Source organism: Methylorubrum zatmanii, from assembly GCF_014845115.1.
GTDB lineage: Bacteria > Pseudomonadota > Alphaproteobacteria > Rhizobiales > Beijerinckiaceae > Methylobacterium > Methylobacterium zatmanii.
This window is the reverse complement of sequence record NZ_NKUI01000053.1, coordinates 35,921-59,854: the sequence shown is the minus strand read 5'-3', so window position 1 is coordinate 59,854 and position 23,934 is coordinate 35,921. Positions and strand designations below refer to the sequence as shown.

Here is a 23,934-nt window from a genome sequence, read left to right as displayed (position 1 = left end):
GCGATGGCGAACCACGACGGTCCCGAACTCTTCGACGTCGTGGTGGTGGGAGGCGGCCCTGCGGGGGCGACCGCGGCCACGGATCTCGCGGCCGCCGGGCGGCGGGTGCTGCTCCTCGACAAGGCCGGGCGCATCAAGCCCTGCGGCGGCGCGATCCCGCCGCGGTTGATCCGCGACTTCGCGATCCCCGATGCGCTCCTCGTCGCCCGCATCCGCAGCGCCCGGATGGTCGCGCCCAGCGCGCGCCATGTCGACATGCCGGTCGGCGACGGTTTCGTCGGCATGGTCGACCGCGAGCATTTCGATTCGTTCCTGCGGGAGCGCGCGGGATCGGCCGGCGCCGAGGTCCGGGACGGGCTGTTCGAGCGGATCGAGCGCGAGACGCCGGGCCTCGCCACCGTGCATTACCGGCAGGGCAAGGGCGGCGCGGCGCGATGCGTCCAGGCCCGCCTGGTGATCGGGGCCGATGGGGCCACCTCCTCGGTTGGGCGCGCCGAGATTCCGGGACATGCCCGGATGCGTCAGGTTTTCGCCTATCACGAGATCGTCCGGCGCCCGGCGGGCGAGGGTCACGACGGCGCCCGCTGCGACGTCTATTACCAGGGCCGCCTGTCGCCGGATTTCTACGCCTGGATCTTCCCTCACGGCGACACCGTCAGCGTCGGCACCGGCAGCGCCCGCAAGGGCTTCTCCCTGCGCGGCGCGATCCGCGACCTGCGCGCCGGCACCGGCCTCGATGCCTGCGAGACCCTGCGCCGGGAGGGCGCGCCGCTCCCGCTCAAGCCCCTGCGGCGCTGGGATAACGGCCGTGACGTGCTGCTGGCGGGCGATGCTGCGGGAGTGGTCGCGCCGGCCTCGGGCGAGGGCATCTATTACGCCATGCTGGGCGGTCGCCTCGCGGCGGAGGCCGCCGAGGCCTTCCTCGCCACCGGCGATGCCCGGTCGCTGGCCCTGGCGCGGAAGAGGTTCATGCGCCTGCACGGGCGCGTGTTCTGGGTCCTCGGGATGATGCAATGGGTCTGGTACCGCAGCGACGGCCTGCGGGAGCGTTTCGTCTCGATCTGCAAGGACAAAGATGTCCAGCAGCTCACCTGGGACGCCTACATGAACAAGGAGCTGGTGCGGGCAAAACCCGCGGCCCATGCGCGGATCTTCTTCAAGGATCTCGCGCACCTGTTCCGCTGGGTCTCGCCGTGAGCGCCGCGCTGGCCGGCGGGTGGGGGCCGCCCGTGGTCGCAGGCCTCATGGCGGTGGGGGTGGCCGCCGCCGGCGGGATCGCGACCCGCACCGACGGCTGGTACCAGCGGCTGCGGGTGCCCGCCTGGAAACCGCCGGACTGGGCCTTCGGCCCGATCTGGTCGGTGATCTTCGCCCTGACCACCACCTCCGCCGTCCTGGCCTGGAACGCCGATCCGGAGCTGGCTGCCCGCTTCCGCCTCGTCGCGGTCTTCGCGGTGAACGGCGCCCTCAACATCGCCTGGAGCGTGATCTTCTTCCGCCTGCGCCGTCCCGACTGGGCCTTCGTCGAGGTGCTGCTGCTGTGGCTCTCCATCGTCGCCGTGATGTGGACAGTCGGCCAAGCCTCGGTCGTCGCCGGCCTGCTCACCCTGCCCTATCTTGCCTGGGTCAGTGTCGCGGCCTGCCTGAACCTCACCATCCTGCGGCTCAACCCGCAGCTGAGGGAGGTCTGAGCCGTGGCCGATCTCTTCGCCTCGGGGCGGATCGTTGATGCGATCCTCGTCCTCGTCCTGATCGAGACGCTGGCGCTGCTGGGATGGCGAGCCCGTTTCGGCGGGGCCGGGACGGCCGCGCTCCTCTGTACCCTCGCCTCCGGCGCCGCGCTGATGCTGAGCCTGCGGGCGGCCCTGACCGGGGCGGATTGGTCCGTCGTCGCCCTCTGGTTGACCGTCTCCCTCGTCGCCCATCTCGGCGATCTGGTGCTGCGGTTCCGCCGAAGCGGCGCCGCCTCTCGCGGGGCTGTGACCGGGCGAAGCGGAACAACCGGAGATAGGCCACGTTCCGTGCGCGTCGTCCAATAATTTAGAACCATTCTCGCCGGGGCTGTTCCGCCATCTGGAGTTCGCTTTCCATGACACGCCTCACCGCCTTCGGCTCCGGATGGCTCGCGCTCGCCGCGCTGCTCTCCGCTTCCCCGGTCCATGCGCAGGGGGCGGATGCCGATCTGGTGAAACGGGGCGAATATCTGGTGACCGCAGGCGATTGCGCCGCCTGTCACACCAAGCCCGGCGGCAAGTTCCTGGCCGGCAATTACACCCTCAACACGCCCATCGGTGCGATCAAGACGCCCAACTTGACCCCCGACGAGGAGACCGGCCTCGGCAAGTGGACCTACGAGACCTTCGAGCGGGCCTTCCGTCACGGCATCGGTGACGAGGGCGAGTATCTCTACCCGGCTTTCCCCTTCGGCTGGTACACCAAGGTCTCCGACGAGGACACCAAGGCGATCTTCGCCTTCCTCAAATCGGTGCCGGCGGTGAAGGAGAAGCGGGAAGAGAGCAACATCCCGTTCCCGTTCAACATCCGCACCGCCCTCATCACGTGGCGCACCGCCTTCTTCACCGAGGGCCGCTTCAAGCCCGATCCCAATGCCAGCGAGGAGGTGAATCGCGGCGGCTATCTGGTCGAGGGGCTCGGGCATTGCGGCATGTGCCACAACGAGCGCAAGCTCGTCGGTAATACGAGCCTCGCCGGCCGCTTCGGCGGCGGCGTGATCGACGGCTGGTACGCGCCCAACATCACCCCGGACGGTCACCAGGGCATCGGCGCCTGGAGCGACGAGGAGGTTGTGACCTACCTCAAGACCGGGACGGCACCGGGCAACCGGCCGGGCGTGGCCGCCGGGCCGATGCGCCAGACCATCGAGGAATCGCTGTCCAAGATGACCGATTCCGACCTGAAGGCGATGGTCGCCTATCTGCGCACGATTCCGGCGAAGCAGACCTACAAGGAGAAGGATCTCCAGGCCTTCAACCAGCCCGGCGCGCCGGGGGCCGACACCTATCTCACCTACTGCTCGTCCTGCCACCGGCCGGACGGGAAGGGCGCCGAGGGCGCGATCCCGGCTTTGGCCGGCAACACCTCGGTCCAATCCGCAGGGCCGGAGACCGTCATCAACGTCATCGTTGGCGGGCTGGCCGCCCAGAACGGCTACGCACCGATGCCGGCCATCGGCCAGGAGATGACCGACCAGCAGATCAAGGACGTCACGGATTACATCCGCAATTCCTGGGGCAACACGGCGCCGGTCGTCTCCGAGACCGGAGTGGTCGCGACTGCGCGGGATAAGATCAAGACGATGCTGGCGGGCAACGCGCCGTGCTCGACCACCGACGACGAGACCCTCAAGAAGAGCGTCGCCGAGGCGACCGGCGGCGATGTGCTCAAGGGGCTCAAGCCGACGGATTTCGTGCCGGTCCTCTCCCGCGTCGCGCCGCAGGTGAAGGCGGCCGCGCCGCAGGCGGGTGATGCCGCCGTCGTCAACGGGCTGCTCGCCGCCTTCTGCCAAGCCAATCGCGGGCAGGAGGAGACGGCTCCGCTCGGCTGGTCCGCCACCATCGGCTCGTTCGGCAACGTCGCCTACAGCCAGGTCAAGAATCCCGAAAAGCAGGCGGATGCCGGCTCGGATCAGCCGCCGGCCTCGGTCACGACGCCGCCCAAGCCTTGATTCCCGCGTTTGCAGCCTACCCTAGGCGAAGACGAGGGTGGTGACGGAGCGTTGCCGGGCGAGCCGCGAAGGGTCGCGCGGAGACCGTGATCACCCGCCGATGGGAGTTCGAGCGGATGCAACTCGGCATGATCGGCCTCGGCCGAATGGGCGGCAACATCGTGCGCCGCCTCCTGCGGGATGGCCACACCGCCGTGGTCTACGACCGGGATCCGAAGGCGATCGAGGCGCTGACGGCCGAGGGAGCGACGGCGGCGGAGAGCCTGGAGGATCTCGTCGCCAAGCTGGAGGCGCCGCGGACCGCCTGGGTGATGCTGCCCGCCGGCCAGATCACCGAGGAGACGGTGACGGCTCTGGGCGGGCTGATGGCGGCCGACGATTGCATCATCGACGGCGGCAATTCCTTCTACCAGGACGATGTGCGCCGGGCCCAGGATCTCGACCGGCGCGGCATCCACTACGTCGATGTCGGCACCTCGGGCGGCGTCTGGGGGCTGGAGCGCGGCTATTGCATGATGATCGGCGGTCATAAGGAGGCGGTCGACCGTCTCGACCCGATCTTCCGTACCCTGGCGCCGGGCCTCGGCGACATCCCGCGCACCCCCGGCCGAGAGGCGCGCGATCCCCGCGCCGAGCAGGGTTACATCCATGCCGGGCCGAGCGGCGCTGGCCACTTCGTGAAGATGGTCCATAACGGCATCGAGTACGGGCTGATGCAGGCCTATGCCGAGGGCTTCGACATCCTGCGTCACGCCAACGCCCCCGAGATCCCGGAGGCACGCCGGTTCGACCTCAATCTCGGCGACATCGCCGAGGTCTGGCGCCGGGGCAGCGTCGTCTCCTCCTGGCTCCTCGACCTCACCGCCGCGGCCCTGGCGGGCGACGAGCGGCTCGAAGGCTATTCCGGCTTCGTCGAGGATTCCGGCGAGGGTCGCTGGACCATCAATGCGGCGATCGAGGAGGCCGTGCCGGCGACCGTTCTCTCCAGCGCGCTCTACCGCCGCTTCCGCTCCCGTGAGGACGAGAGCTACGCCGACAAGCTGCTCTCCGCTATGCGCAAGGGCTTCGGCGGCCATCTGGAACCGCCGCGCCGGGGGCCCACGCCATGATCCCGCTTCCCCCCGGCACGGACGTGATGGCGGATGCGGAGGCGACGGCCCGCGCCGCCGCCGAGCATCTGATCGAGATGGCGGAGAGCGCGGAGGGCGACCGGGTCGCGATCTGCCTGTCCGGTGGCTCGACCCCCAAGCGGCTCTACGCGCTTCTCGCCTCGCCCGGCTTCGTCGAGCGGGTGCCGTGGTCGCGCATCCACTGGTTCTTCGGCGATGATCGGGTCGTGCCCTGGGACGATGCCCTGAGCAACGTGCGCATGGTCCGCGAGGCCTTCGGCCACGCCGCCCCCGTCCCGTCGACCCATCTCTCCTTCATCCCCTCCGATGCGGGGGCGGAGGCCGGGGCGCGGCGGTATGAGCGGATGCTGCGCGATTTCTACGGCGCCGAACGGCTCGATCCGAACCGGCCGCTCTTCGATCTCGTCCTGCTGGGGCTCGGCAGCGACGGGCATACCGCCTCGCTGTTTCCGGGCAAGCCGGCGGTGGCCGAACGGGACTCCTGGGTTGCGCCGGTGCCGGAGGCCGGGATGGAACCGTTCGTGCCGCGCATCACCCTGACCGTTCCGGCCCTGTCCTCCTCCCGCTCCACGCTGTTTCTCGTCAACGGCGCGGGCAAGCGGGAGCCGCTGCAACGGCTGGCGGACGGTGAGGATCTGCCGGTGCGGCATATCCGCAGCAACGGGCGGGTGAGGTGGTTCATCGACCGCGAGGCGGCCGGTCTCTGAGCATCGGCACGCATTTCGACGCCGGAGGGCTGAGCGATCCGGCGGTGTACCCGGAAACGGCATCGCCGCAATTTCGCTTCCAGCCTTACCGGTGTGTTAAGGATGGTCATGAACCGATCAGGAAACATACGTGGGCCGGTAGCTCACTACGGCGCCCTGCGGGACCTGTGGCCTCTCTCGCGCCGGCCCCGTTTCCGCTTGCGCCGCACCCGCATCCTGCCCGGCCCGCTGCAGCCGCTGCAGCGGCGGGCGCAGATTCCGGTTCGACGCATCGGGCTCGGCTTGGTCCTCCTGTCGGCTGCCGCATCCCTGATCCTCGCGCCGCAGATCCGGGCGAACGTGCCCCTCGAAGCGTCGTCGCTCCGACATGCGGAGCTGCGCCGGGACCCAGCTCAACCAGTCCAGTCCGCCGCGATTCCAACGGATCCTCTCCCGGCCGGGTCCGACGACGGGTCGGAGGCCGAGCGGTCGTTACGGTCGGCGCCCGCCGAGGCCATGGAAGCGTCTGAAACCGCGCATCCCGCAGCGGTCCGACCGGACGCTGCCCAAGAGACGCAGCGGCACGAGGGGCAGCGGGAGGAGGCGCGATCCGATGAAGATCGGCGATCGACCTCTCCGGCCCTGTTCGAACCGCTGCCGACCCTGGATGTCGACGAGGCCGCGTTCGATGCGGTGCCGGCGCTGACGGTCGAGCATCCGCCGCGACCGGGCCTGAGGCTCCGACCGCGACCCTGAAATCCGAAGTCTCGAGACGATTGCGGCCGGGCCGGAGATCCGACCCGGCCGCGACCGGATTGCTCTGGCTCGCCGGCTCACGCCGCCATCGGCATGTCCTCTTCTTCCTGCGCGGCCATGAACTGGGCCCGGGCGAGCGCCGCGAAGCGCTGGTTGAGGGCGACCAATTCGTCGAAGCTGCCGGCCTCGACGATCCGTCCGTCCTCGAACACGAGGATGCGGTCGGCGTTGCGGATCGTGGCGAGGCGGTGGGCGATCACGAAGGTGGTGCGCCCCTCCATCACCGTCTCCAGCGCCATCTGAAGCTTGCGCTCGGTGGCGGCATCGAGGGCGCTCGTCGCCTCGTCGAGGATCAGCACCGGCGGGTTCTTCAGGAGTGCCCGGGCGATGGACAGGCGCTGGCGCTCGCCGCCGGAGAGCGAGCGGCCGCGCTCGCCGATCAGCGTATCGAGGCCGTCGGATTGACGGGCCATGAACTCGCCGGCCTGGGCCCGTTCGAGGGCATCGAGCATCTCGGCATCGGTCGCGTCGGGGCGGCCGACCTGAAGGTTCTCCCGGATCGAGCGGTTGAACAGCATCGGCTCCTGGAACACGACGCCGATGTTGTGGCGCAGGGACGAGAGGCCGATATCGCGGATATCGGTGCCATCGATGCGGATCGTGCCGCTCTCGGGATCGAAGGTTCGGTGCAGCAGGCCGAGGGTGGTCGACTTGCCCGAGCCGGTGGTGCCGACGAGCGCCACCGTCTCGCCGGGAAGGGCGGTGAACGACACTCCGTCCAGCGCCTGACGGCGGCCGTCATAGGAGAAGGTGACGTCCTCGAACGCGACCGCGCCTTCGAAGCGGGCGACCTGCTTGGCCTGCGGCCGGTCGCGCACGGTCGGCACGGTGTCGAGCACCTCGAAGAACTCGCGCATCTTCGGCGCCTGCATGAACACGCCGTTGACGAAGGTGACCACGTGGTCGAGCCGGGTCACCAGCATGGTGGCGAGGCTCATGAAGGCGACGATCTCACCGACCGAGGCCGAGCCGTTCTGGTGCAGGAAGATGCCGGTGATGAAGATCGCGGTCATGGTCAGCGTGCCCGAGGCGCGGGTCGCGACATTGGCCATCGCCCACCACGACAGCACCGGAATCTGAACCCGGAGCAGGTCGCTGATGATGCTGCGCATCGCCTCCTTCTCGGCCCGGGCGCGGGTGAAGGACTGGATCACCGCGACATTGCCCAGGGCGTCGGAGGCATGGGCGGCCAGGCCGGACTGGAAGTGCTCGACCTCGCCCTGCAGCGTCTCGGTCCGGCGCAGCACGTAGCTCGCCAGCCCGGTGAAGACGAGGACCAGCACGCAGAGGATCGCCCCGAGACGCCAGTTCACGAACAGCGTCAGCGGCAGCAGGACGCCGACGGAGAGGAGCGCGGCGAAGTGTTCGCGGAAGAAGTTGAGCCAGACCCAGGCCATGCCGTTGGTGCCCTCCAGCATCGCCTTCAGCACGCGGCCCGAATGGTTGGAGGAATGGAAGGCGATCGGCAGCTCGAGCACGTGCTCGAAGAAATTCGCCATGGTGGCGAGCCGGTTGCGATGGGCCAGCCGGTCGGAATGCAGGGCGATGGCGACGCCCGCACCGATGGTGAACAGGCCGAAGACGACCCAGGCGACGATCCAGGGCATGAGCGCCGTGGCCGGCGAATCCTTCGAGAGATGGGTCAGGCCGTCGATGATGCGGCCCATGATCAGCGGTTCGGCGAAGGCCGCCACCGACAGCGCCACGTTGGCCACGATCAGGCCGATGGCCAGCCGCTTCTCCGCTCCGAGCAGGCCGAGCACCCGCGCATAGATGCGAATCATCGACATCGTGCTTTCGCTCCCCTCCCCTTCGGCCGCAGGCCGCGGGTACCCGTTGGTGAGCCGGTTCGATCCGGCACCGCTCGACGGGCTCCACGAAGGGGCGCTCGATCAATCGGTACGGGAACTTATGCCGCCCCTCCCCTGAACGGCACATGACGGCGCGGCGCGCCCGGCGCCAAGCCCTTTACCGTTCCTTCAGCCTGTTTTTTTAGATCTGGGGCAAGGCCCGAGGGATGGGCCGGGCTCGGGCGTCGCATCATGGATCTCGCAACCGGTGTGGGGCTGCTCGGCGGCATCGGCGTGGTGTTCACGCTGATCATGATCGATGGCGGCAATTTCGCCGCCTATTTCGACAAGCACGCCGTGATCGTCATCTTCGGCGGCTCCGTGATGGCGACGATCATCCGCTTCCCCTTCTCGACCATCGCCCACGGCGTGCCGATGGGCCTGCGCTACGCGTTCACCATGCGGGCGGTGAAGCCGCACGACTTGATCGAGGAAATCACCAAGATCGCCGACGTGGTGCGCAAGTCCGGTCCGATCGCCCTGGAAAACATGGAGATTTCGGACCCGTTCCTGGCTCAGGGCGCGCGCTACATCGCCGACGGCTACGACCGCGACTTCATCCGCGACACGATGGAGCGGGATCGCGACAACTTCCTGATGCATCTCGACGAGGGCTCGAAGATCTACCGCGCCTTCGGCGACTGCGCCCCGGCCTGGGGCATGATCGGCACCATCCTCGGCATGGTGACGATGTTCGCCAACATGTCCGATCCCTCCAAGCTCGGCCCCGCCATGGCGACCGCGCTGCTGGCGACCCTCTACGGGGCGCTGATCGCCAACCTCGTGACCCTGCCCATCGCCGACAAGCTGCATGTGAAGGTCGAGGAGGAGGACGTGTCCCGCTCCCTCATCATCGACGGCATCCTGCTGATCCGCGACCAGAAGAGCCCGTCGCTGGTGCGCGAGATGCTGATCGCCTACCTGCCGGCGAACCACCGCGAGGATCTCGCCGCGGAACCGGCGTGACGGGGGAGTGAGCGGTGGCCAAGAAGAAGCGCGGCGGCGCCCACGGCGGACACGGCTGGTTCGTGACCTTCGCCGACCTGATGGCGCTCCTGATGAGCTTCTTCGTCATGATCGCCGCCTACTCGACCCAGGATCAGAAAAAGCTCCAGGTGGTCGCCGGCTCGATGCGTGACGCCTTCGGTGTGAACAAGGAATCCCGCTTCGCCGGCATCCTCGAAAGCGAGGGGATTCCGACCGCCGACAAGCTCAAGCACCTGCGCGACGTGCCGCCGGAGCGCGCCACCGACCGCACGACCCCGCCGCAGATCGACAGCGGCCTCGACGACGGCATCCCCGATCGCGGCTATCCCGACGCCTTCGGGCAGGCCGCCGCCTCCCTCAGGCAGGCGATGCAGGACATGCCCGAGGTCGCGGAATTGTCGAAGAACATCGTCATCGCCCCGAGCCGCAAGGGCCTCGACATCTCCATCGTCGATCAGGACGGCCGGTCGATGTTCGCGGAAGGGTCGAGCCGCCCCAACGACCGGACCCGGCGCCTGTTGGAGCGCTTGGCCCCCACGCTCGTACGATTGCCGAACCGCATCGCCGTGACCGGCTTCACCGCGACCGCCCGCCCCGGCACCCGTGACACGGCTCCGCCCTGGGAACTCTCGGCCAACCGCGCGCTGAGCGTGCGCGACATCCTCGCCAATGCCGGGCTGCCGGACGACCGCTTCGCGTCCGTCGCCGGCAAGGCCGATACCGAGCCGATGTTTCCCGACAACCCCTATCTCGCGGCCAATCGCCGGGTGACGGTGACGCTCTTGTCGGAGGCGCCGCCGACGCCGAACGGCAAGCCTGTGCCTTGAGCTTGGAGTGCCTCACAAAACTGCAGATTCCGCACCGTGTCCTCTCTGGCCGCGACGGCGCAGCGGGAGTTTGTGAGAGACACTGAGGCCGTTCCTACTTCGCGACGAGCAGCGCCCAGTACACCTTGTACTTCGAGCCCGGCGCGTAGGCTGTGGCGATACCCATCCGGGTCGCCTCCGGCGACAGCATCACGGCGCGGTGCGGGGGACTGTCCCGCCAGCCGGAAAACGCTTCCGCCAGGGTGTGATAGCCCGCCGAGAGGTTGGCATCCGCGCCGGCATAGCCGAGCCGGGTCACGGCCGCGCGCACGGTCTGGCTCTTGCTCGGCCGGTCGGAGGCGGCCATGGCTGCGGCCTCGGTCTCTGCCAGCCTCTGCAACTCGGGATCGACGGCGAGCGGCGCGACGCCGTTGTTGCGGCGATAGGCCGAGATCATGTCCCGGGCAGCGACGGTATCGACGGAAGCGCTGCCGGTGGTGAGGGGCAGGTACATGCTCGGCAGCCCGGTCGCCTCGGGCGTCACCTGCCCGGCGCATCCCTGGAGCAGGGCGACGAGGGCGAGGGCCGCCGGGGCGGCGAGGAAGGTCTGACGTCCGAGCACGAAGGCGGGTTTCCCGTGGGCAGACGGCTCAGGTGGGGCCTGCCCGCGGTGAACTCAAGTGTACCGCCGGCATCGGCCCCGCTATCCTCAGGGTCGATGCCGGCTGTGGACGGAGTCATCCGTGACGGCGACGGGCGGCGTCCTGCGGCTGCTGGCTCGCCCGGCGGGCCGCGTCGCGCGGGGCCGGATCGGCATCCTCATCCTGCGAATCGGTGGCGGCCGGAGACGCGATCACCTGCGTCGCCGAGTTGCCGACCGCGCTGGCGATCTGGCCGAGGGCGTCGCGGACGGGCTCCAGGCCCTGGACGGTGATGAAGCTCGAGGCCGGCCCCATCGGCGGGATGAACTGTGCGTCGGCGAGGGTCTTGAAGACCGAGAAGTTCAGATCGCTCTGCACCTTCTGGCCGAGATTCACGTCGATCACCAGGGCGATCAGCTCGAACTCCAGGAAGGGATCGCCGATCTTCTTGAAGACCACCCGCGGCGGCGGCTCCTTGAGCACGTCGGGATGGGCCTTGGCGCACTCGACCATCATCTCGGCCGCCTTCACCGGATCCTGGTTGCGCAGGACGTTGACGGAGATGATGACCCGGCCTGTGCGGTCGCCGCGGACGCGGTTCTTGACGATGCCGGAGATCAGATTCGAGTTCGGCACGATCACCGCCGAGCGGTCGAAGGTCTGGATCTCGGTGGAACGCACGGAGATGCGCCTGACGATGCCCTCGCTGTCGCCGATCAACACCTGATCGCCGACGCGGATCGGACGCTCCCACAGCAGCAGCAGGCCGGAGACGAAGTTGTTGACGATCGATTGCAGGCCGAAACCGATACCGACCGAGAGCGCACCGGCGACGATGGTGAGCTTCTCCAGGCTCAAGCCCAGATAGGAGAACGACAGGGCCAGCGCGAGCAGGAAGCCGACATAGCCCGCGACCGTCGAGATCGAGTTGCGCAGGCCGGCATCGAGGTCGGTGGCCGGCAGGTAGGTGTTCTCCAGCCAGCGCTGCACGGCGCGGGTGATGAGCACACCGAGCACGAGAATGCCGACGCCGAACGCGATGGCCGAGAGCGAGATCGTGACGTCGCCGACCTTGAAGCCGAAGAAGGCGGTGCGGACCGAGGAAAAGACATCGGTCGAATCGAGGCCCCAGGGCGCCAGCGCCAGCAAAGCGGCGATGGCGATCAGCACCACGCGGGCAAAGCCGGTGGCGAGTACGGCGATCTGGTTGAGCGAGCGCTTGCGCAGGCCGGTATTGGCCTGGAGCGTCGTGGCGATGCGGGTCTCCTCGCACAGCGAGCCGCCGATCAGCACGTCGGCGCTGACGATCAGCAGCCAGAGCAGGACGAGGATGGCCGCCGTCCAGATCAGCTGATCGACGAGGAAGGCCGAGAGCGCGACGTAGCCGACGAGGGGGGCGACGGCGATCACCGCCACCGCCACCCAGCCCAGCAGCCGCAACGGGCCGCCGATGCCGGGTGAAGTCTCGGTGGCGACGTAGGGGCCGAAGCACTCCTCCTCCTTCTCCGCCGTATCGGCGAAGCGGTGGAGGCCGATGGCGAGCAGCAGCGCGGCGGCGACGGCGCCGATGCCGCGGGTGGCGATGGAGATCGGCAGCGCGGCGTAGATCGAGGAGTTGAGCGCCTCCAGCGACTTCGACACCGTGATGACGACGGCGATGCTGACCGCCAGGGTGGTGATGCGCCAAGCCGCGGCATCGGAGACGGGAGCCGGCCGCCAGGCCGGCTTGTTGACCGCCAGCAGCGCATCGGCGGTCGCCTCGACGAAGGCGATGAAGGCGATGCCGCCGAGGATGGCGCTCGCCACCGGAAGGAACCGGGCCGGCAGCAGCTCGGTGGCGTCGAGGGCGTAGTAGATCGCGTAGCTGCCGGCGATGGCGGGGAGCGTCCCGAGCAGCAGCACGCGCCATGCCCCGAGCAGCTTGGCGCGCTTGGAGGGATTGGTCACATTGGGGTCGCGGCGCCCCAGGGCCGGGGCGATGTTGCGGCGCCCGAAATACAGGGCGAAGGACAGGCCGAAGGCAAGGCCGAGAACGAGCAGGTTCCACAGGCTGCCGTTGCGGCCGAACAGGGCGATGGTGTCGTCCAACCCGTAGCGGAGGGAACTGAGATCCCTCGGGATATCGGCGGCGACCCGCACCCACAGATCGGGGCTGAACAGCGAGGAGCTGCGCTCCAGAAGGCCGCGGGTGAAGGCGGCCCGGCGGCGGTTGGCGATCTGGTCGACGATCTGATCGCTCTGCACCAGCAGCGACTTGGCGAGGCGCTGGGTGCCGTCGATGTCGTTGACCGCCTGTTCGCGCTCGGCGCGTTCGCGGGCGACGTCCTCGCCCTCCTCCCCTTCCTTCGGCTTCGGGCCGATCTGGGCGAGGCGCTCCCGCGCCGCTTCCAGACGGGGTGTGAGCAGGTCGATCACCGCGCGGAGCCGGTCCGCGAGCCCGTCGAGGCCGTCGCGGGCGCGCGTCAGGTCGCCGGCGCCGACATTCTGGCCGGTAATCGATTTCTCACGGGCTTCGAGATCCGCCTTGATGGTCTCGAGCCGGTCGCGGATGGTCTGCAGGGCCTCGGAAACCGGCGCCTTGGCGACCGCCGGCTTGGCGGCCGGAGCGGGTTGGCCGTTGGCGGGGGCCTGGGGGGCTGCGCCGGCCTTCGGCTGTGCGGCCGGCTGCTGGGCCGGGGCCTGAGGTTGGGCCTGTGCCGCAGGCGGGCTCCCCTGCCCCGTCGCCGTATTCGGCAGCAGGGCCGTCGCGGCGAGTGTCGCGATCAGGGCCGTGCCGCGCATCGTGTGGCGGAGCCGGGTGAGAAGGGAGCGTCGTAGCATCGTCATCCTTCGCGGGAGGGAAGCGGATCGCGTCGGGTGTGCGGCACCGGCCCATCGCGCCAGCCTGGCCGTTCGAGCCCCTGACCTAGGTCCGCGTGATGGATCGCCGAGGGGTGCCGGGTTTTGCCGCGTTGCACAAGAGCGGCGGATCGTCGGCGGTCTGCGCCGCCAATGGGGCGAAAGCGTGCGGGTGGCGGCGGTGGAACAGCGATTTCGCAGAAAAGTCGGCGGCCGCGACGTCTGGGCCGGCCGCTCCGCCTTCACAACCTTGTCACGCTGATATTACACTAAGCAACGATGGACTTGGCCATATCCTCACGCAGCGAGGAGGCGGCACGGATTGTCCGCCCCGCTCCGCTTCGGCTCGAACCGGCACGACTCGCCGGCCGGGGAAGCCGTCGCCGTCAGGATGCCTCCCTACAGATTGTCTTGCGCCGTCCGGCCGGAGCGCTTCGCGCTGCGGTGACCGGTTCGGCGCGGGAGAACGCGACGGGCCGGAGGCCCGATGCCGTTCCGGGATGCCGGACCGCCCGATGCGGCTCCGAAGCGCCTCCGGGATGCAGCCCGTCGCGGGCACGGCATGGACCTTCGGACCCCCCTCGTCCGAGGCCGAGGCGCCCGAGGGGCGCCGTCACGAGCAGTGAGTGGCGTCGATGATCGATCTGCAAACCCTTGTGCTCAACGCGGATTACAGGCCGCTCTCCTATAATCCGCTCTCGTTGTGGTCCTGGAAGGACGCTTTCACGGCCCTGTTCCTCGACCGGGTCACCCTGGTCGCCAATTACGACGTCGAGGCGCACAGCCCGAGCCGGTCCCTCAAGGTGCCGAGCGTGGTCGCCCTCAAGAGCTACGTGGCGCTGGCCCGCAGCCCTGCTTTCACCCGCTACAACATCTACCTGCGGGACACCTTCAGCTGCCAGTATTGCGGTCTTCGGCTGCCCTCGGGCGGTCTGACCTTCGACCACGTCGTCCCGCGTTCCCGCGGCGGCCTGTCGAGCTGGGAGAACGTGGTGGCGGCCTGTTCGCCCTGCAATCTGCGCAAGGCCAACCGCACGCCGGAGGAGGCCGAGATGCCTCTCCTCAACGAACCGCACCGGCCGACGCGCCACGAGCTGCACCGCCGGCAGCCGGAATTCGACCATCGCCAGTACCACCACACCTGGCTCGACTATCTCTACTGGGACAGCGAGCTCGACAGCTGACGGCCTTGCGCGTCACCGCAACGGCTGCGGCGGCTCGTTGAACATCGGCAGGTCGGTCGGGCGCGGTAGGTAAGCTCGGACGGGGAAGGAAGCGACCGGCGGCGCGCGAAAGCGCGGACGCGGATCGCGATAGGGAATGTCGGGCGGCAGGTCTTGAGCCAGCGGCTGACGCGCGAGCCGCCGGGGAGCGCCTTCGGCCGCCGCCGAGGCGGAGAGACCCGCCACCAGGGCGGCCAGGATCGGAAGCAGATGCCGCATGCTACGCCTCGCTTCGCTCCCCGCCACGATCAGAACTTGATGGCTGCGCCGCCGCGGACGGTGTTCAGCTCGGCCTTGTGGCCCTGGAAGTCGTTGAACAGAACGTATTGGTACTCGCCGCGCAGCAGGATGTTCGAGGTGAGCGCATATTCGACGCCTGCGCCGAGGGCGACGCCGGCAATCGTGACCTTCTTCGTAGCTCCGTAAACGGTGCCCGGGGCCGGGGTGCTGCCCGGAGGATTAGTTTGCGAGAAGGCCGAGTAGCCGTAATTGTTGATGAATGTCTTCGTGCCGGACTGGCTGGCGGTGTAGGCGGCATTGTCATAGCCGTAGTTCTGCACCTCGACCGTGTCGCTTACGACGGCGCGCCCGACCGCTACACCGCCGGTGACGTAGGGCAGGAAGTTCTCGAAAGCGTAGCCCAATCGTCCGCGAACCGAGCCGTAATCCTCGATTTTTGTGCTCGAAGCGCCTAACAGCGAAACCGTCGTGAGATAATTGTCTTTCGTGATCGAGAAGCGGCTGATCTGATCGAAGGTGCTGCCGGTTCTCCCCAAATAGGTGTAATCGGCCTCAATGCCGGCCACGACCTCATCGAATTGATAGTTGAGGCCGGCGTAGACGCCGTAGCTCGTGCCGCCGACATGGGTCGCGCGAGCCGCCAACAACTGCGAGGCATTCATCTCCGCCTCGGCGACGGTGTGCCTGAGGGCATTTGCGACGATCGGCTGGAAGGCATTGCCGAAACCGAGCGCGGCCGACGAATACCCCCCGTGCCCGCCGACATAGAACCCGCTCCAATCGATGAGCGGAGCCGGCGCGGAGTAATCGTTGTCGGAGCCGCGCAGAACGCCGTAATCGAGGTCGGCAGCGAGAGCGGGAGAGGCCAGAACGGCAGCAACAAGACCCAGGGTCGCGATACGCATCGTCATCGTCCTCAAGCACCAGGGTCGCAGACTGCTCTGGGCTGATGGGCCGACCGTACTTTGGTAACCTTAATTTTCCGTTCGAGAAGAAGATCTCGGTTGGTCTCACAAGTGTCTCTTCGCTCGAACGAAAACGGCGCCCGGACCGAGCCCGGACGCCGTGCCATCGCCGAATGACCTGCGGATCAGTTGCCGTAGGCCTGCGTCGCGCCGAACGGCAGCAGGCTGTCGGCGAAGCGGTAGCGCAGGCCGACCCGGAACTCGCTGGCTGCCAGATCCTTCAGGCGTGTGCTGCCGCCATAGAGATCGACGCCGCTCTTGGCGCGGCCGAGATCGATGTAGCGGTAGGCCGCGTCGAGGCTGAGCCCGGCGCCGATCTCGTAGGACAGACCGGCCGTCAAGGCCCAGGCGAAGGTCGCGACCGAGTGGTTGGCGCGGAAGGCCGGCTCGCGCGGGCCGGTACCGTCGAGGCCGTCGCAGCCGTCGGTCAGGCAGGTGGTCTGGGTGTAGTTGCGGCTCATGCGCTTGTCGGCGAAGCCGATACCGGCGCCGACATAGGGCGTGAAGCCGTACCACGTGCCGAGATCGGCATAGACGTTGACGAGGCCCGTCAGCACGCTGAGCTTGCCGGCCTCGAGATTGTAGCCGGTCTCGAACACCGAACGTGAGGAATAGCCCCGGAACGACGAGGCGGTACGCTGGTCGATGGTGGCATCGACGCGCAGCCACGGATTGATCTGATAGCCGATGCCGCCGCCATAGCCACCTTCCGGGCTCAGCCGCAGGCCCACCAGAGGCGGCATGCCGGGATCGTTCGGATCGGGGCGGGTGCCGTCGCGCGGATGGTCGGGCCAGCTCTGGGTGAAGTCGCCGCGCAGGTACCATCCGCTGCCGATGGCGACCGGGGTCGCCTGAACTGGGGCCGGCGGCAGCGGCGGCAGATCCGCCGCCGCGGCGGCGCCGGCCAGGACGCCGACAAGCGTCCCGGCCGCGAAGGTGGCCACGAGCCCGAGACGGAGCGGTACGATCATGGAAGGCCTCGTTGGAGGAAGCGCCAGGATGCGGCCGCGCCTCGATTGAACAACATTGTTGCAGGCAATGGTTATGATCGACTTAACCTTAACCGGCGGCGTTCCCGTCCCGTTGATCGGACCGCTCTTCTCCGGAATGCGCTTCCGACCGGTGGAGCCTGAAACGACCACGGCGCGAAGATTCTTCGCGCCGTGGTCGTTTCGATGAGGCTGGCCTTTTTCGCCGAAACGGCCTGCGCGTCGTCGGACCGCGCTCAGTATTTGCGCACCAGCGGAGCCATCGGCGGGGGCGGCGCATAGTCCACCGCCGCGACGGCGACCGGTCCACCGAGCAGGTAGCGCAGGCCGACCTTGACGTCGTGGGAGTCCAGATCCTTCACCCGGTAGACCGTCTTCGGGCATTCCAGGGAGCAGGTGACGACCCCGGTCGTGGCTTCGCCCATGTTGAGATAGCGATAGGCGACCTCGAACTTGAGGTTCTGCGTCACGTCGTAACCGAGACCCGCATGGAGGGCCCAGGCGAAGTTCGTCCGCTCGTTACGGGAGCCGATGCCGTAGCCGCCGTCATAATTGCCGTAGCCCTTGTCGGTCACGCCGCCGAAGCTGTGATGCGCCACGCCGACACCGGCGCCGAGGAAGGGCGTGACCCCGTACCATGTGCCGAGATCGACATAGCCGTTGACGAGGCCGACGATGGAATCGAACCGACCTTCGGTGGCGTTGTAACCGCCGGTATCGCCGCCGGTCCTGTCCTCGGCGAAGAGCTTCCACTTGGTACGGAAGCGGTATTCGCCGGTGGCGTCGATGCGCAGCCAGGGATTGACCTGATAGCCGACACCGCCGCCGACGAAGTACTGGTTCGAGACCTTGTCCTGCAAAGTGACGTAATCGTAGGGCTTCGGCGGATGCGACACGTCCTCGGCGATGGTCTTGCGCAGGTCGAGGGAGCCGTAGCCGCCATCGACGCGCAGATACCATCCGCCGGCAAACTCAACCGGCTCCGGGATCACGGCTTGCGGAGGGGGCGGCGGCAGCAGATCGGCGGCATGAGCGAGACAGGGCACTCCGACGCCCGCAAGGAGCGTGAGAGATCGCGCCAATGCGGGAAGTTTGGAGCGGCGGCTCATTAAGAATTCCTTCACCCGACGAGCATGCCGGAATGTCAGACCGGCCGGAGATGCGGGTGAAGAATGGCGCAGAAGCGTTAAGTCGCGTTTAACGTAAAAAATTAGCCTTGCGAATGCATGCCGGCATTCTAGAAAATCGCAGTAGAACCGGTGTGATCGTACCCCGCTTTCGGTCGGGACCACCCGTGCGAGGACGGAGCCGGTTTGCGCTCGATCGCTTTGGCGAGCGGCTCTTGCGACCTATGGGGGTGAGCCCGGCTGGAATGGGCCGGGCTCCCGCTCTCAGGCGGCCGCGCGGGTCACGGCATCGACCACCTCGTCCACCACCTCGGCCACGAGGTCGCGGTCGTCGCCCTCGGCCATCACCCGGATCACCGGCTCGGTGCCGGAGGGGCGGATCACGAGGCGGCCGCCTTGGCCGAGCCGGTCCTTGGCATGGGCGATGGCCGTTACCACCGAATCGGCCCGCAGGGGCTCGCCCGAGCGGAAGCGGACATTCTTGAGGATCTGCGGCAACGGCTCGAAGCAGTGGCAGACCTCGCTCACCGGGAGGTCGCGGCGCTTGACGACGCTGAGGAGCTGCAGCGCGGCCACCAGACCGTCCCCAGTCGTCGCGTAATCCGACATGATGATGTGGCCGGATTGCTCGCCGCCGAGATTGTAGCCGTGCTCGCGCATGTGCTCCAGAACGTAGCGGTCGCCCACGGCGGTGCGGGCGAGGGTGAGGCCGATGCCGTTGACGAAGCGCTCCAGGCCGAGATTCGACATGATCGTCGCCACGAGGCCCGGCTGGGTCAGGCGCTCGTCCTCCTTCCAGGATTGGGCGACCGCGGCCATCAGTTGGTCGCCATCGACCTTCTGGCCCTTCTCATCGACGATCAGCACCCGGTCGGCGTCGCCGTCGAGGGCGATGCCGACATCGGCCCGCAATTCCCGCACCTTCTGCACGAGGCTTTCCGGCGCGGTCGAGCCGACATCCTGGTTGATGTTGAACCCGTCGGGCTCGACGCCGATGGAGATCACCTCCGCGCCGAGTTCCCACAGGGTTTCCGGGGCGACGCGGTAGGCCGCGCCGTTGGCGCAATCGACCACCACCCGCAGGCCGTCCAGGGTGACGTGCCGGGGCAGCGTGCGCTTGGCGAACTCGATGTAGCGGGCATGGACGCTTTCGATCCGCTTGGCGCGGCCGAGATCCCTCGAGCCGGCGAGGCAACGGCGCATGTCGCCGTCGATCAGCCCCTCGATCTCCAGTTCGAGCTCGTCGTTGAGCTTGAACCCGTCGGGGCCGAACAGCTTGATGCCGTTATCCTCGAAGGGATTGTGCGAGGCCGAGATCATCACCCCGAGATCAGCGCGCATAGAGCGCGTCAGCATCGCGACGGCGGGGGTCGGCATCGGCCCGAGCAGCAGAACGTCCATCCCGACCGAGGTGAAGCCGGCGACCAGGGCGGTCTCGATCATGTAGCCGGAGAGGCGCGTATCCTTGCCGATCACCACGCGGTGGCGATGATCGCCCCGCTGGAACACGACGCCGGCCGCTTGGCCCACCTTGAGGGCGAGCTCCGGAGTGATGACGCCATTGGCCCGGCCGCGGACGCCGTCGGTTCCGAAATATTTGCGCAAGCTCGTCGATCCCGGTTGGCCCGGGTCCCTCATACCGTGGATCGGTAGAGGGCTGGTATCAAAGCGTGGCAAATCCATGGTGCGACAGCGACGGCGATTGAACTTCCCTGCCCGCTTTCAACCGCCCAAGCCGGTCCCTCAAACGAAACGGGCCCGCCTTGTGGCGGGCCCGTCTCCGTTCTCTGCTGTCGGCTCTGGCCTCAGCCTTGCGGCTGCGGGCTCGGCTCCAGGCCACCATCGCTACCCCGGGGCCGGCCGCGGCCGGTCGAGGGGACTGGCGAGCCGCGGGCCGGGGTCGGCGGCACGTCGCCGGAATCGCGCACCGGCGGCTCGCCCTGGAGCAGTTTGCGGATCTCGTCGCCCGAGAGCGTCTCGTATTCCAGCAGACCCTGGGCCAGCGCCTCGAGGTCATCCCTGTGCTCGCCGAGGATACGGCGGGCCTCTTCCAGGCCGGTCTCGACGAGGCGACGCACCTCGGCGTCGATCTTCTGCGCGGTCGCCTCCGACACCGTCTGCTGGCGGCCCATCGACATGCCGAGGAAGACCTCGTCGTTGTTGTCGCCATAGGCCACCGTGCCGAGTTCCGGCGAGAAGCCCCAGCGGGTCACCATCATCTTGGCGAGCCGCGTCGCCTGCTCGATGTCCGACTGCGCGCCCGAGGTCACCTTGTCGGGTCCGAAGATCATCTCCTCGGCGATACGGCCGCCCATCATGATGGCGAGGCGGGAGGTCATCTGCTCGAACGACATCGACAGCTTGTCGCGCTCGGGCAACTGCATGACCATGCCGAGCGCCCGGCCGCGGGGGATGATCGTGGCCTTGTGCACCGGATCGGTCGCCGGGACGTTCAGGGCAACGATGGCGTGGCCGCCCTCGTGATAGGCCGTCAGTCGCTTCTCGTCCTCGGTCATGACCAGGGTGCGCCGCTCGGCGCCCATCATCACCTTGTCCTTGGCGTCCTCGAACTCGTGCATCGTGACGATCCGCTTGCCGCGACGGGCGGCGAGCAGGGCCGATTCGTTGACGAGGTTCATCAGGTCGGCGCCAGAGAAGCCGGGGGTGCCGCGGGCGATGGTCTTCAGATCGACGTCGGGCGCCAGCGGCACCTTGCGGACATGGACGCGCAGGATGCGCTCGCGGCCGGTCACGTCCGGGTTCGGCACCATGATCTGGCGGTCGAAGCGGCCGGGACGCAGCAACGCCGGGTCGAGCACGTCGGGCCGGTTGGTCGCGGCGATGATGATGACGCCCTCGTTGGCCTCGAAGCCGTCCATCTCCACGAGCAGCTGGTTGAGGGTCTGCTCGCGCTCGTCGTTGCCGCCGCCGAGGCCGGCGCCGCGATGGCGGCCGACCGCGTCGATCTCATCGATGAAGATGATGCAGGGCGCGTTCTTCTTGGCCTGCTCGAACATGTCGCGGACGCGGCTGGCGCCGACGCCGACGAACATCTCGACGAAGTCCGAGCCGGAGATGGTGAAGAAGGGCACGTTGGCCTCGCCAGCGACCGCGCGGGCGATCAGGGTCTTACCCGTGCCGGGGGGGCCGACGAGGAGCACGCCACGGGGGATGCGCCCGCCGAGCCGCTGGAATTTCTGCGGGTCGCGCAGGAATTCGACGATCTCCTGCAGGTCTTCCTTGGCCTCCTCGACGCCGGCCACGTCCTCGAAGGAGACGCGTCCATGCGCTTCGTTGAGGAGCTTGGCCTTGGACTTGCCGAAGCCCATGGCGCGCCCGGCACCGGATTGCATCTGGCGCGACAGGAAGATCCAGGCGCCGATGAAGACGAGGATCGGCAGCCAGCTCACGAGCAGCTGGATGAACCAGGGCGTGTTGTCGGAGGGCGGGCGCGCGGTGATCTGCACGCCCTTGCTCTGGAGCTTCGAGACGAGGCTCGGATCGTTCGGCGCGTAGCTCGAGAAATTGCCGCCGCCCACATAGGTGCCGCTCACATCCTGGCCGGAAATCGTCACCGACTGGATCTTGCCGGCATCGGCATCGTTCAGGAGCTGGCTGTAGGCGATCTCGCTGCCGCCGCCGCGGTGACCCGGGTTCTGGAACAGGGTCACGAGGGCGAGCACCAGCAGGAAGATGACGACCCACAGGGCGAAATTGCGGAAATTCGGGTTCATCGATCGGTCCTGGGAGGCGTGCGGGCGTTTTCCCCGCAATGTTGCGGCATGCTCCACGCGCTCGTGGCCAATGTAGGCGGCGCCCCTCCCCTTGCCAAGTAAATCGGGCGCAGCTGCGGCGAGGGCGACCGCGGCGCCTAAGGAAAGGAGCGTTCCCGCCGCCGCGGCGGCGCCGCGCCGAGCCGTAGCTTGCGCGTCCGGTCGGCCTCCACGAGCACGCCGCGTAAGGTGCGGCGCAGCGCCCTCCCCTCCGCGAGGGCCGGCAGCAGCGCCTCGATCACGAGGTTTTCCAGGCGTTCCAGCCGCCTCGGCGCCACTTGTGGACAAGCCGGCGCGACGGCGTCGATCGCGGCATCAAGCACGCGCAGGACGATGGCCGGCGGTTCCTGGCGGAGCCGGTCGCCGTCCAGCAGCAGCCCGCCGTCCACGGTGTCGGCGACCTGGGCCAGCACAGCGGCGGAATGCTGCTCCAGCGCCGCCTCGTCCCGCCCAACGCGTTCGGCGAGACGGCCGAGGCGAGCGGCGCTCAGACCCTCCGCCGCCAGCAACGGCAACAGGCGCCGCAATCGGGCACGGGCGAAGCGCTCGTCGGTGTTGGATGGATCGCGTACGAAGGGGAGACGATGCGCCTCGCAATAGGCGACAAGGTCGGCCTTCGGAACCGCCAGGAAGGGCCGTGCCAGCCGGATGCCGGGCGCCAGAGGGCGTTCATGCCGCATCCCGGCGAGGCCGGCCGGACCGCTTCCGGCCATCAACCGCATCAGCACCGTCTCGGCCTGGTCGTCGAGGGTGTGGGCGGTGAGAACGAGATCTGCGCCGAGCGATGCGGCATGGTCAGTCAGCAGGCGGTAGCGGGCATCACGGGCCGTCTCTTGAATACGGCTGCCGCTGCGCGGCGATTCCCAGGCGAGGATGGCATGGGTGAGTCCCATCTCGCCGGCGAGATGTCCCACCGCCCGCGCCTCTCCGGCTGAGCCGGGGCGAAGGCCGTGATCGATGGTCGCTACCCGCAGGTGCGCACCGGTTCCTGCGCGGACTGCGACATGCATCAGCGCCGTGGAATCGGGTCCGCCGGACACGGCGAGCAGTGCGGTCGCGTCGGTATCGGCCAGAAAGGGAGCGAGGGCGCGGACGAGGCGGTCGTCGATGCGGGTCGGGGGCTCGGTCAAGCCGCGCAGCGGGCGCGCTTCTGCTCCCGCTCGACGCCCTGGCGCACGGTCGTGCCCGCGCTCGGGAATTTGCGCTCGACCTCGGCCAGGGTGGCGCAGGCCTGCGCCTTGGCGCCCAGCGCGTGCAGCGAGGCGCCGAGTTTCAACATGGCTTCGGGCGCGATCGGGGAATTCGCGTAATCGGTGGACACCTTCAGGAATTGCTCGGCGGCCTCGCGGGAGCGGTTGCGCTGGAGATAGCTCTCGCCGAGCCAGTAGGTGGCCTTCGGCACCAGCCGGTCGCGGGGATGCGACTGGATGAACTGCCGCAGGCTCATTTCCGCCTGCTCGTACTGGCGCTCACGCACCAGGGCGTAAGCGGCTTCGAAATCGGCCTGGGCATCGCCAGTCCCGGTGGCGGCGATGCTGGCCGGTGCCTCGACCGGGCCGATCGAGCCGGTTCGCGCCGGGGGCGGCGTCAGATCGACCGGGCCGCCGAAGCCGGGCGGAGGCAGATCCTGATCGTCGGCCCCTGCCGAATCCGCTTCGGCCACCGTCGGCGGAACCGAGCGGCGCAAAGCGGGCTCGGCCTCGGCGATGGCTCCGCTCGGCAGCGGGAGGGACGGCTGGACCGCGCCGATCGGCTTCGGCGCGCCCGGCGCGTTGGGGTTCTGCTCGGGGTCGAAGGCATCGCCGCGCTTGCCCGGTTTCCCCTCCCCCGGATTGGTGCCGTAGGGTGTCCCCGAGGATGGCGCCGCAGCGGGCGCCGGCGCGCGGCGGGCGGGCGGCGCGGCGGCGCTGCCCTTCCCTTCCTGGAAGCGGAACTCGACGTCTTCCTGGAATTTCCGCAGCTGCTCCTTCAGCTGGCGGTTCTCGTATTGGAGCGTCTCGATCTGCCCCGAGAGCTGCCGAGAGACGTTTTCCAGGCGATTGAGACGCACCACGAATTCCGACGCGTCCTGCGCCGATGCGGCCCCTGAAATCGCGAGGCCGAGTCCGAGGGTCAGGAGGAGGCGGCGGAGCATGGCGGCTGGCACCGATCGATCTTCGCGTTCGCGGCTGTGATGGC

21 protein-coding genes are annotated in these 23,934 nt (G+C 68.4%); 10 read left to right on the top strand and 11 right to left on the bottom strand.

What is annotated here, in order from left to right; genetic code table 11:
* Positions 1-3 precede the first annotated feature (3 nt).
* The 7 genes from MZTS_RS07855 to MZTS_RS07825 all read left to right on the top strand — a co-directional run bounded on the left by MZTS_RS07855 (position 4) and on the right by MZTS_RS07825 (position 6,257).
* Positions 4-1,197, top strand: a complete 1,194-nt coding sequence (locus MZTS_RS07855; RefSeq protein ID WP_192283061.1) for a geranylgeranyl diphosphate reductase — start codon at positions 4-6, stop codon at positions 1,195-1,197.
* On the top strand, positions 1,194-1,691 hold the full coding sequence (locus MZTS_RS07850; RefSeq protein ID WP_192283060.1) for a tryptophan-rich sensory protein: 498 nt from the start codon (positions 1,194-1,196) through the stop codon (positions 1,689-1,691). Before MZTS_RS07855 ends, MZTS_RS07850 begins: the two co-directional genes overlap by 4 nt.
* 3 nt (positions 1,692-1,694) lie before the next feature.
* Positions 1,695-2,039, top strand: coding sequence for a hypothetical protein (locus MZTS_RS07845; protein ID WP_192283059.1), 345 nt, complete (start codon positions 1,695-1,697; stop codon positions 2,037-2,039).
* 50 nt (positions 2,040-2,089) lie between these two features.
* Positions 2,090-3,685, top strand: a complete 1,596-nt coding sequence (locus tag MZTS_RS07840; RefSeq protein WP_009865772.1) for a c-type cytochrome — start codon at positions 2,090-2,092, stop codon at positions 3,683-3,685.
* 116 nt (positions 3,686-3,801) lie between these two features.
* Positions 3,802-4,794 (top strand): phosphogluconate dehydrogenase (NAD(+)-dependent, decarboxylating), encoded by a 993-nt coding sequence (gnd, locus tag MZTS_RS07835; protein ID WP_192283072.1) that lies wholly within the window; start codon positions 3,802-3,804, stop codon positions 4,792-4,794.
* Entirely contained in the window at positions 4,791-5,522 is a 732-nt protein-coding gene (pgl, locus tag MZTS_RS07830; RefSeq protein WP_192283058.1) for a 6-phosphogluconolactonase, read from the top strand. The genes gnd and pgl overlap by 4 nt, the downstream gene beginning before the upstream one ends.
* A 198-nt stretch (positions 5,523-5,720) precedes the next feature.
* Positions 5,721-6,257: a hypothetical protein gene (locus MZTS_RS07825; protein ID WP_192283057.1), complete on the top strand. Its 537-nt coding sequence runs from the start codon at positions 5,721-5,723 to the stop codon at positions 6,255-6,257.
* A 77-nt stretch (positions 6,258-6,334) separates the two neighbouring features.
* Here MZTS_RS07825 and MZTS_RS07820 read toward each other — a convergent pair whose 3' ends face one another.
* Positions 6,335-8,107: a glucan ABC transporter ATP-binding protein/ permease gene (locus MZTS_RS07820; RefSeq protein WP_192283055.1), complete on the bottom strand. Its 1,773-nt coding sequence runs from the start codon at positions 8,105-8,107 to the stop codon at positions 6,335-6,337.
* 252 nt (positions 8,108-8,359) lie between these two features.
* Between MZTS_RS07820 and MZTS_RS07815 the strand changes: the two genes are divergently transcribed.
* Together MZTS_RS07815 and MZTS_RS07810 are read left to right on the top strand one after the other, a co-directional pair.
* On the top strand, positions 8,360-9,133 hold the full coding sequence (locus MZTS_RS07815; protein WP_192283053.1) for a motility protein A: 774 nt from the start codon (positions 8,360-8,362) through the stop codon (positions 9,131-9,133).
* A 14-nt stretch (positions 9,134-9,147) separates the two neighbouring features.
* Entirely contained in the window at positions 9,148-9,981 is an 834-nt protein-coding gene (locus tag MZTS_RS07810) for a flagellar motor protein MotB (protein ID WP_192283051.1), read from the top strand.
* A gap of 94 nt (positions 9,982-10,075) precedes the next feature.
* Here the strand turns inward: MZTS_RS07810 and MZTS_RS07805 are convergent, their stop codons facing one another.
* On the bottom strand, positions 10,076-10,582 hold the full coding sequence (locus MZTS_RS07805) for a CAP domain-containing protein (protein WP_192283049.1): 507 nt from the start codon (positions 10,580-10,582) through the stop codon (positions 10,076-10,078).
* A 115-nt stretch (positions 10,583-10,697) separates the two neighbouring features.
* Positions 10,698-13,421: a DUF3772 domain-containing protein gene (locus MZTS_RS07800; protein ID WP_192283047.1), complete on the bottom strand. Its 2,724-nt coding sequence runs from the start codon at positions 13,419-13,421 to the stop codon at positions 10,698-10,700.
* 653 nt (positions 13,422-14,074) lie between these two features.
* On the opposite strand from MZTS_RS07800, the gene MZTS_RS07795 reads away from it, so the two are divergent.
* Positions 14,075-14,623: an HNH endonuclease gene (locus MZTS_RS07795; RefSeq protein ID WP_192283045.1), complete on the top strand. Its 549-nt coding sequence runs from the start codon at positions 14,075-14,077 to the stop codon at positions 14,621-14,623.
* A 12-nt stretch (positions 14,624-14,635) separates the two neighbouring features.
* On the opposite strand, the gene MZTS_RS07790 is transcribed toward MZTS_RS07795, so the two are convergent.
* The 8 genes from MZTS_RS07790 to ybgF form a co-directional block, all read right to left on the bottom strand.
* Positions 14,636-14,881: a hypothetical protein gene (locus MZTS_RS07790; RefSeq protein WP_192283043.1), complete on the bottom strand. Its 246-nt coding sequence runs from the start codon at positions 14,879-14,881 to the stop codon at positions 14,636-14,638.
* Between the two features lie 29 nt (positions 14,882-14,910).
* Positions 14,911-15,807, bottom strand: a complete 897-nt coding sequence (locus MZTS_RS07785) for an outer membrane protein (protein ID WP_192283041.1) — start codon at positions 15,805-15,807, stop codon at positions 14,911-14,913.
* 185 nt (positions 15,808-15,992) lie between these two features.
* Positions 15,993-16,838, bottom strand: coding sequence for an outer membrane protein (locus MZTS_RS07780; protein WP_009861206.1), 846 nt, complete (start codon positions 16,836-16,838; stop codon positions 15,993-15,995).
* 254 nt (positions 16,839-17,092) lie between these two features.
* Positions 17,093-17,965 carry an outer membrane protein gene (locus MZTS_RS07775; protein WP_192283039.1) on the bottom strand — a complete coding sequence of 291 codons (873 nt, stop codon included), beginning with the start codon at positions 17,963-17,965 and terminating at the stop codon, positions 17,093-17,095.
* 282 nt (positions 17,966-18,247) lie between these two features.
* Positions 18,248-19,588 (bottom strand): phosphoglucosamine mutase, encoded by a 1,341-nt coding sequence (gene glmM, locus MZTS_RS07770; protein ID WP_192283037.1) that lies wholly within the window; start codon positions 19,586-19,588, stop codon positions 18,248-18,250.
* 200 nt (positions 19,589-19,788) lie between these two features.
* Positions 19,789-21,717, bottom strand: a complete 1,929-nt coding sequence (gene ftsH, locus MZTS_RS07765; protein ID WP_192283035.1) for an ATP-dependent zinc metalloprotease FtsH — start codon at positions 21,715-21,717, stop codon at positions 19,789-19,791.
* Positions 21,718-21,854: 137 nt separating this feature from the next.
* Complete coding sequence (tilS, locus tag MZTS_RS07760) at positions 21,855-22,886, bottom strand: tRNA lysidine(34) synthetase TilS (RefSeq protein WP_009866221.1); 1,032 nt, start codon at positions 22,884-22,886, stop codon at positions 21,855-21,857.
* Positions 22,883-23,890 (bottom strand): tol-pal system protein YbgF, encoded by a 1,008-nt coding sequence (gene ybgF / locus MZTS_RS07755; protein ID WP_009866222.1) that lies wholly within the window; start codon positions 23,888-23,890, stop codon positions 22,883-22,885. Before ybgF ends, tilS begins: the two co-directional genes overlap by 4 nt.
* Between the last annotated feature and the right edge of the window lie 44 nt (positions 23,891-23,934).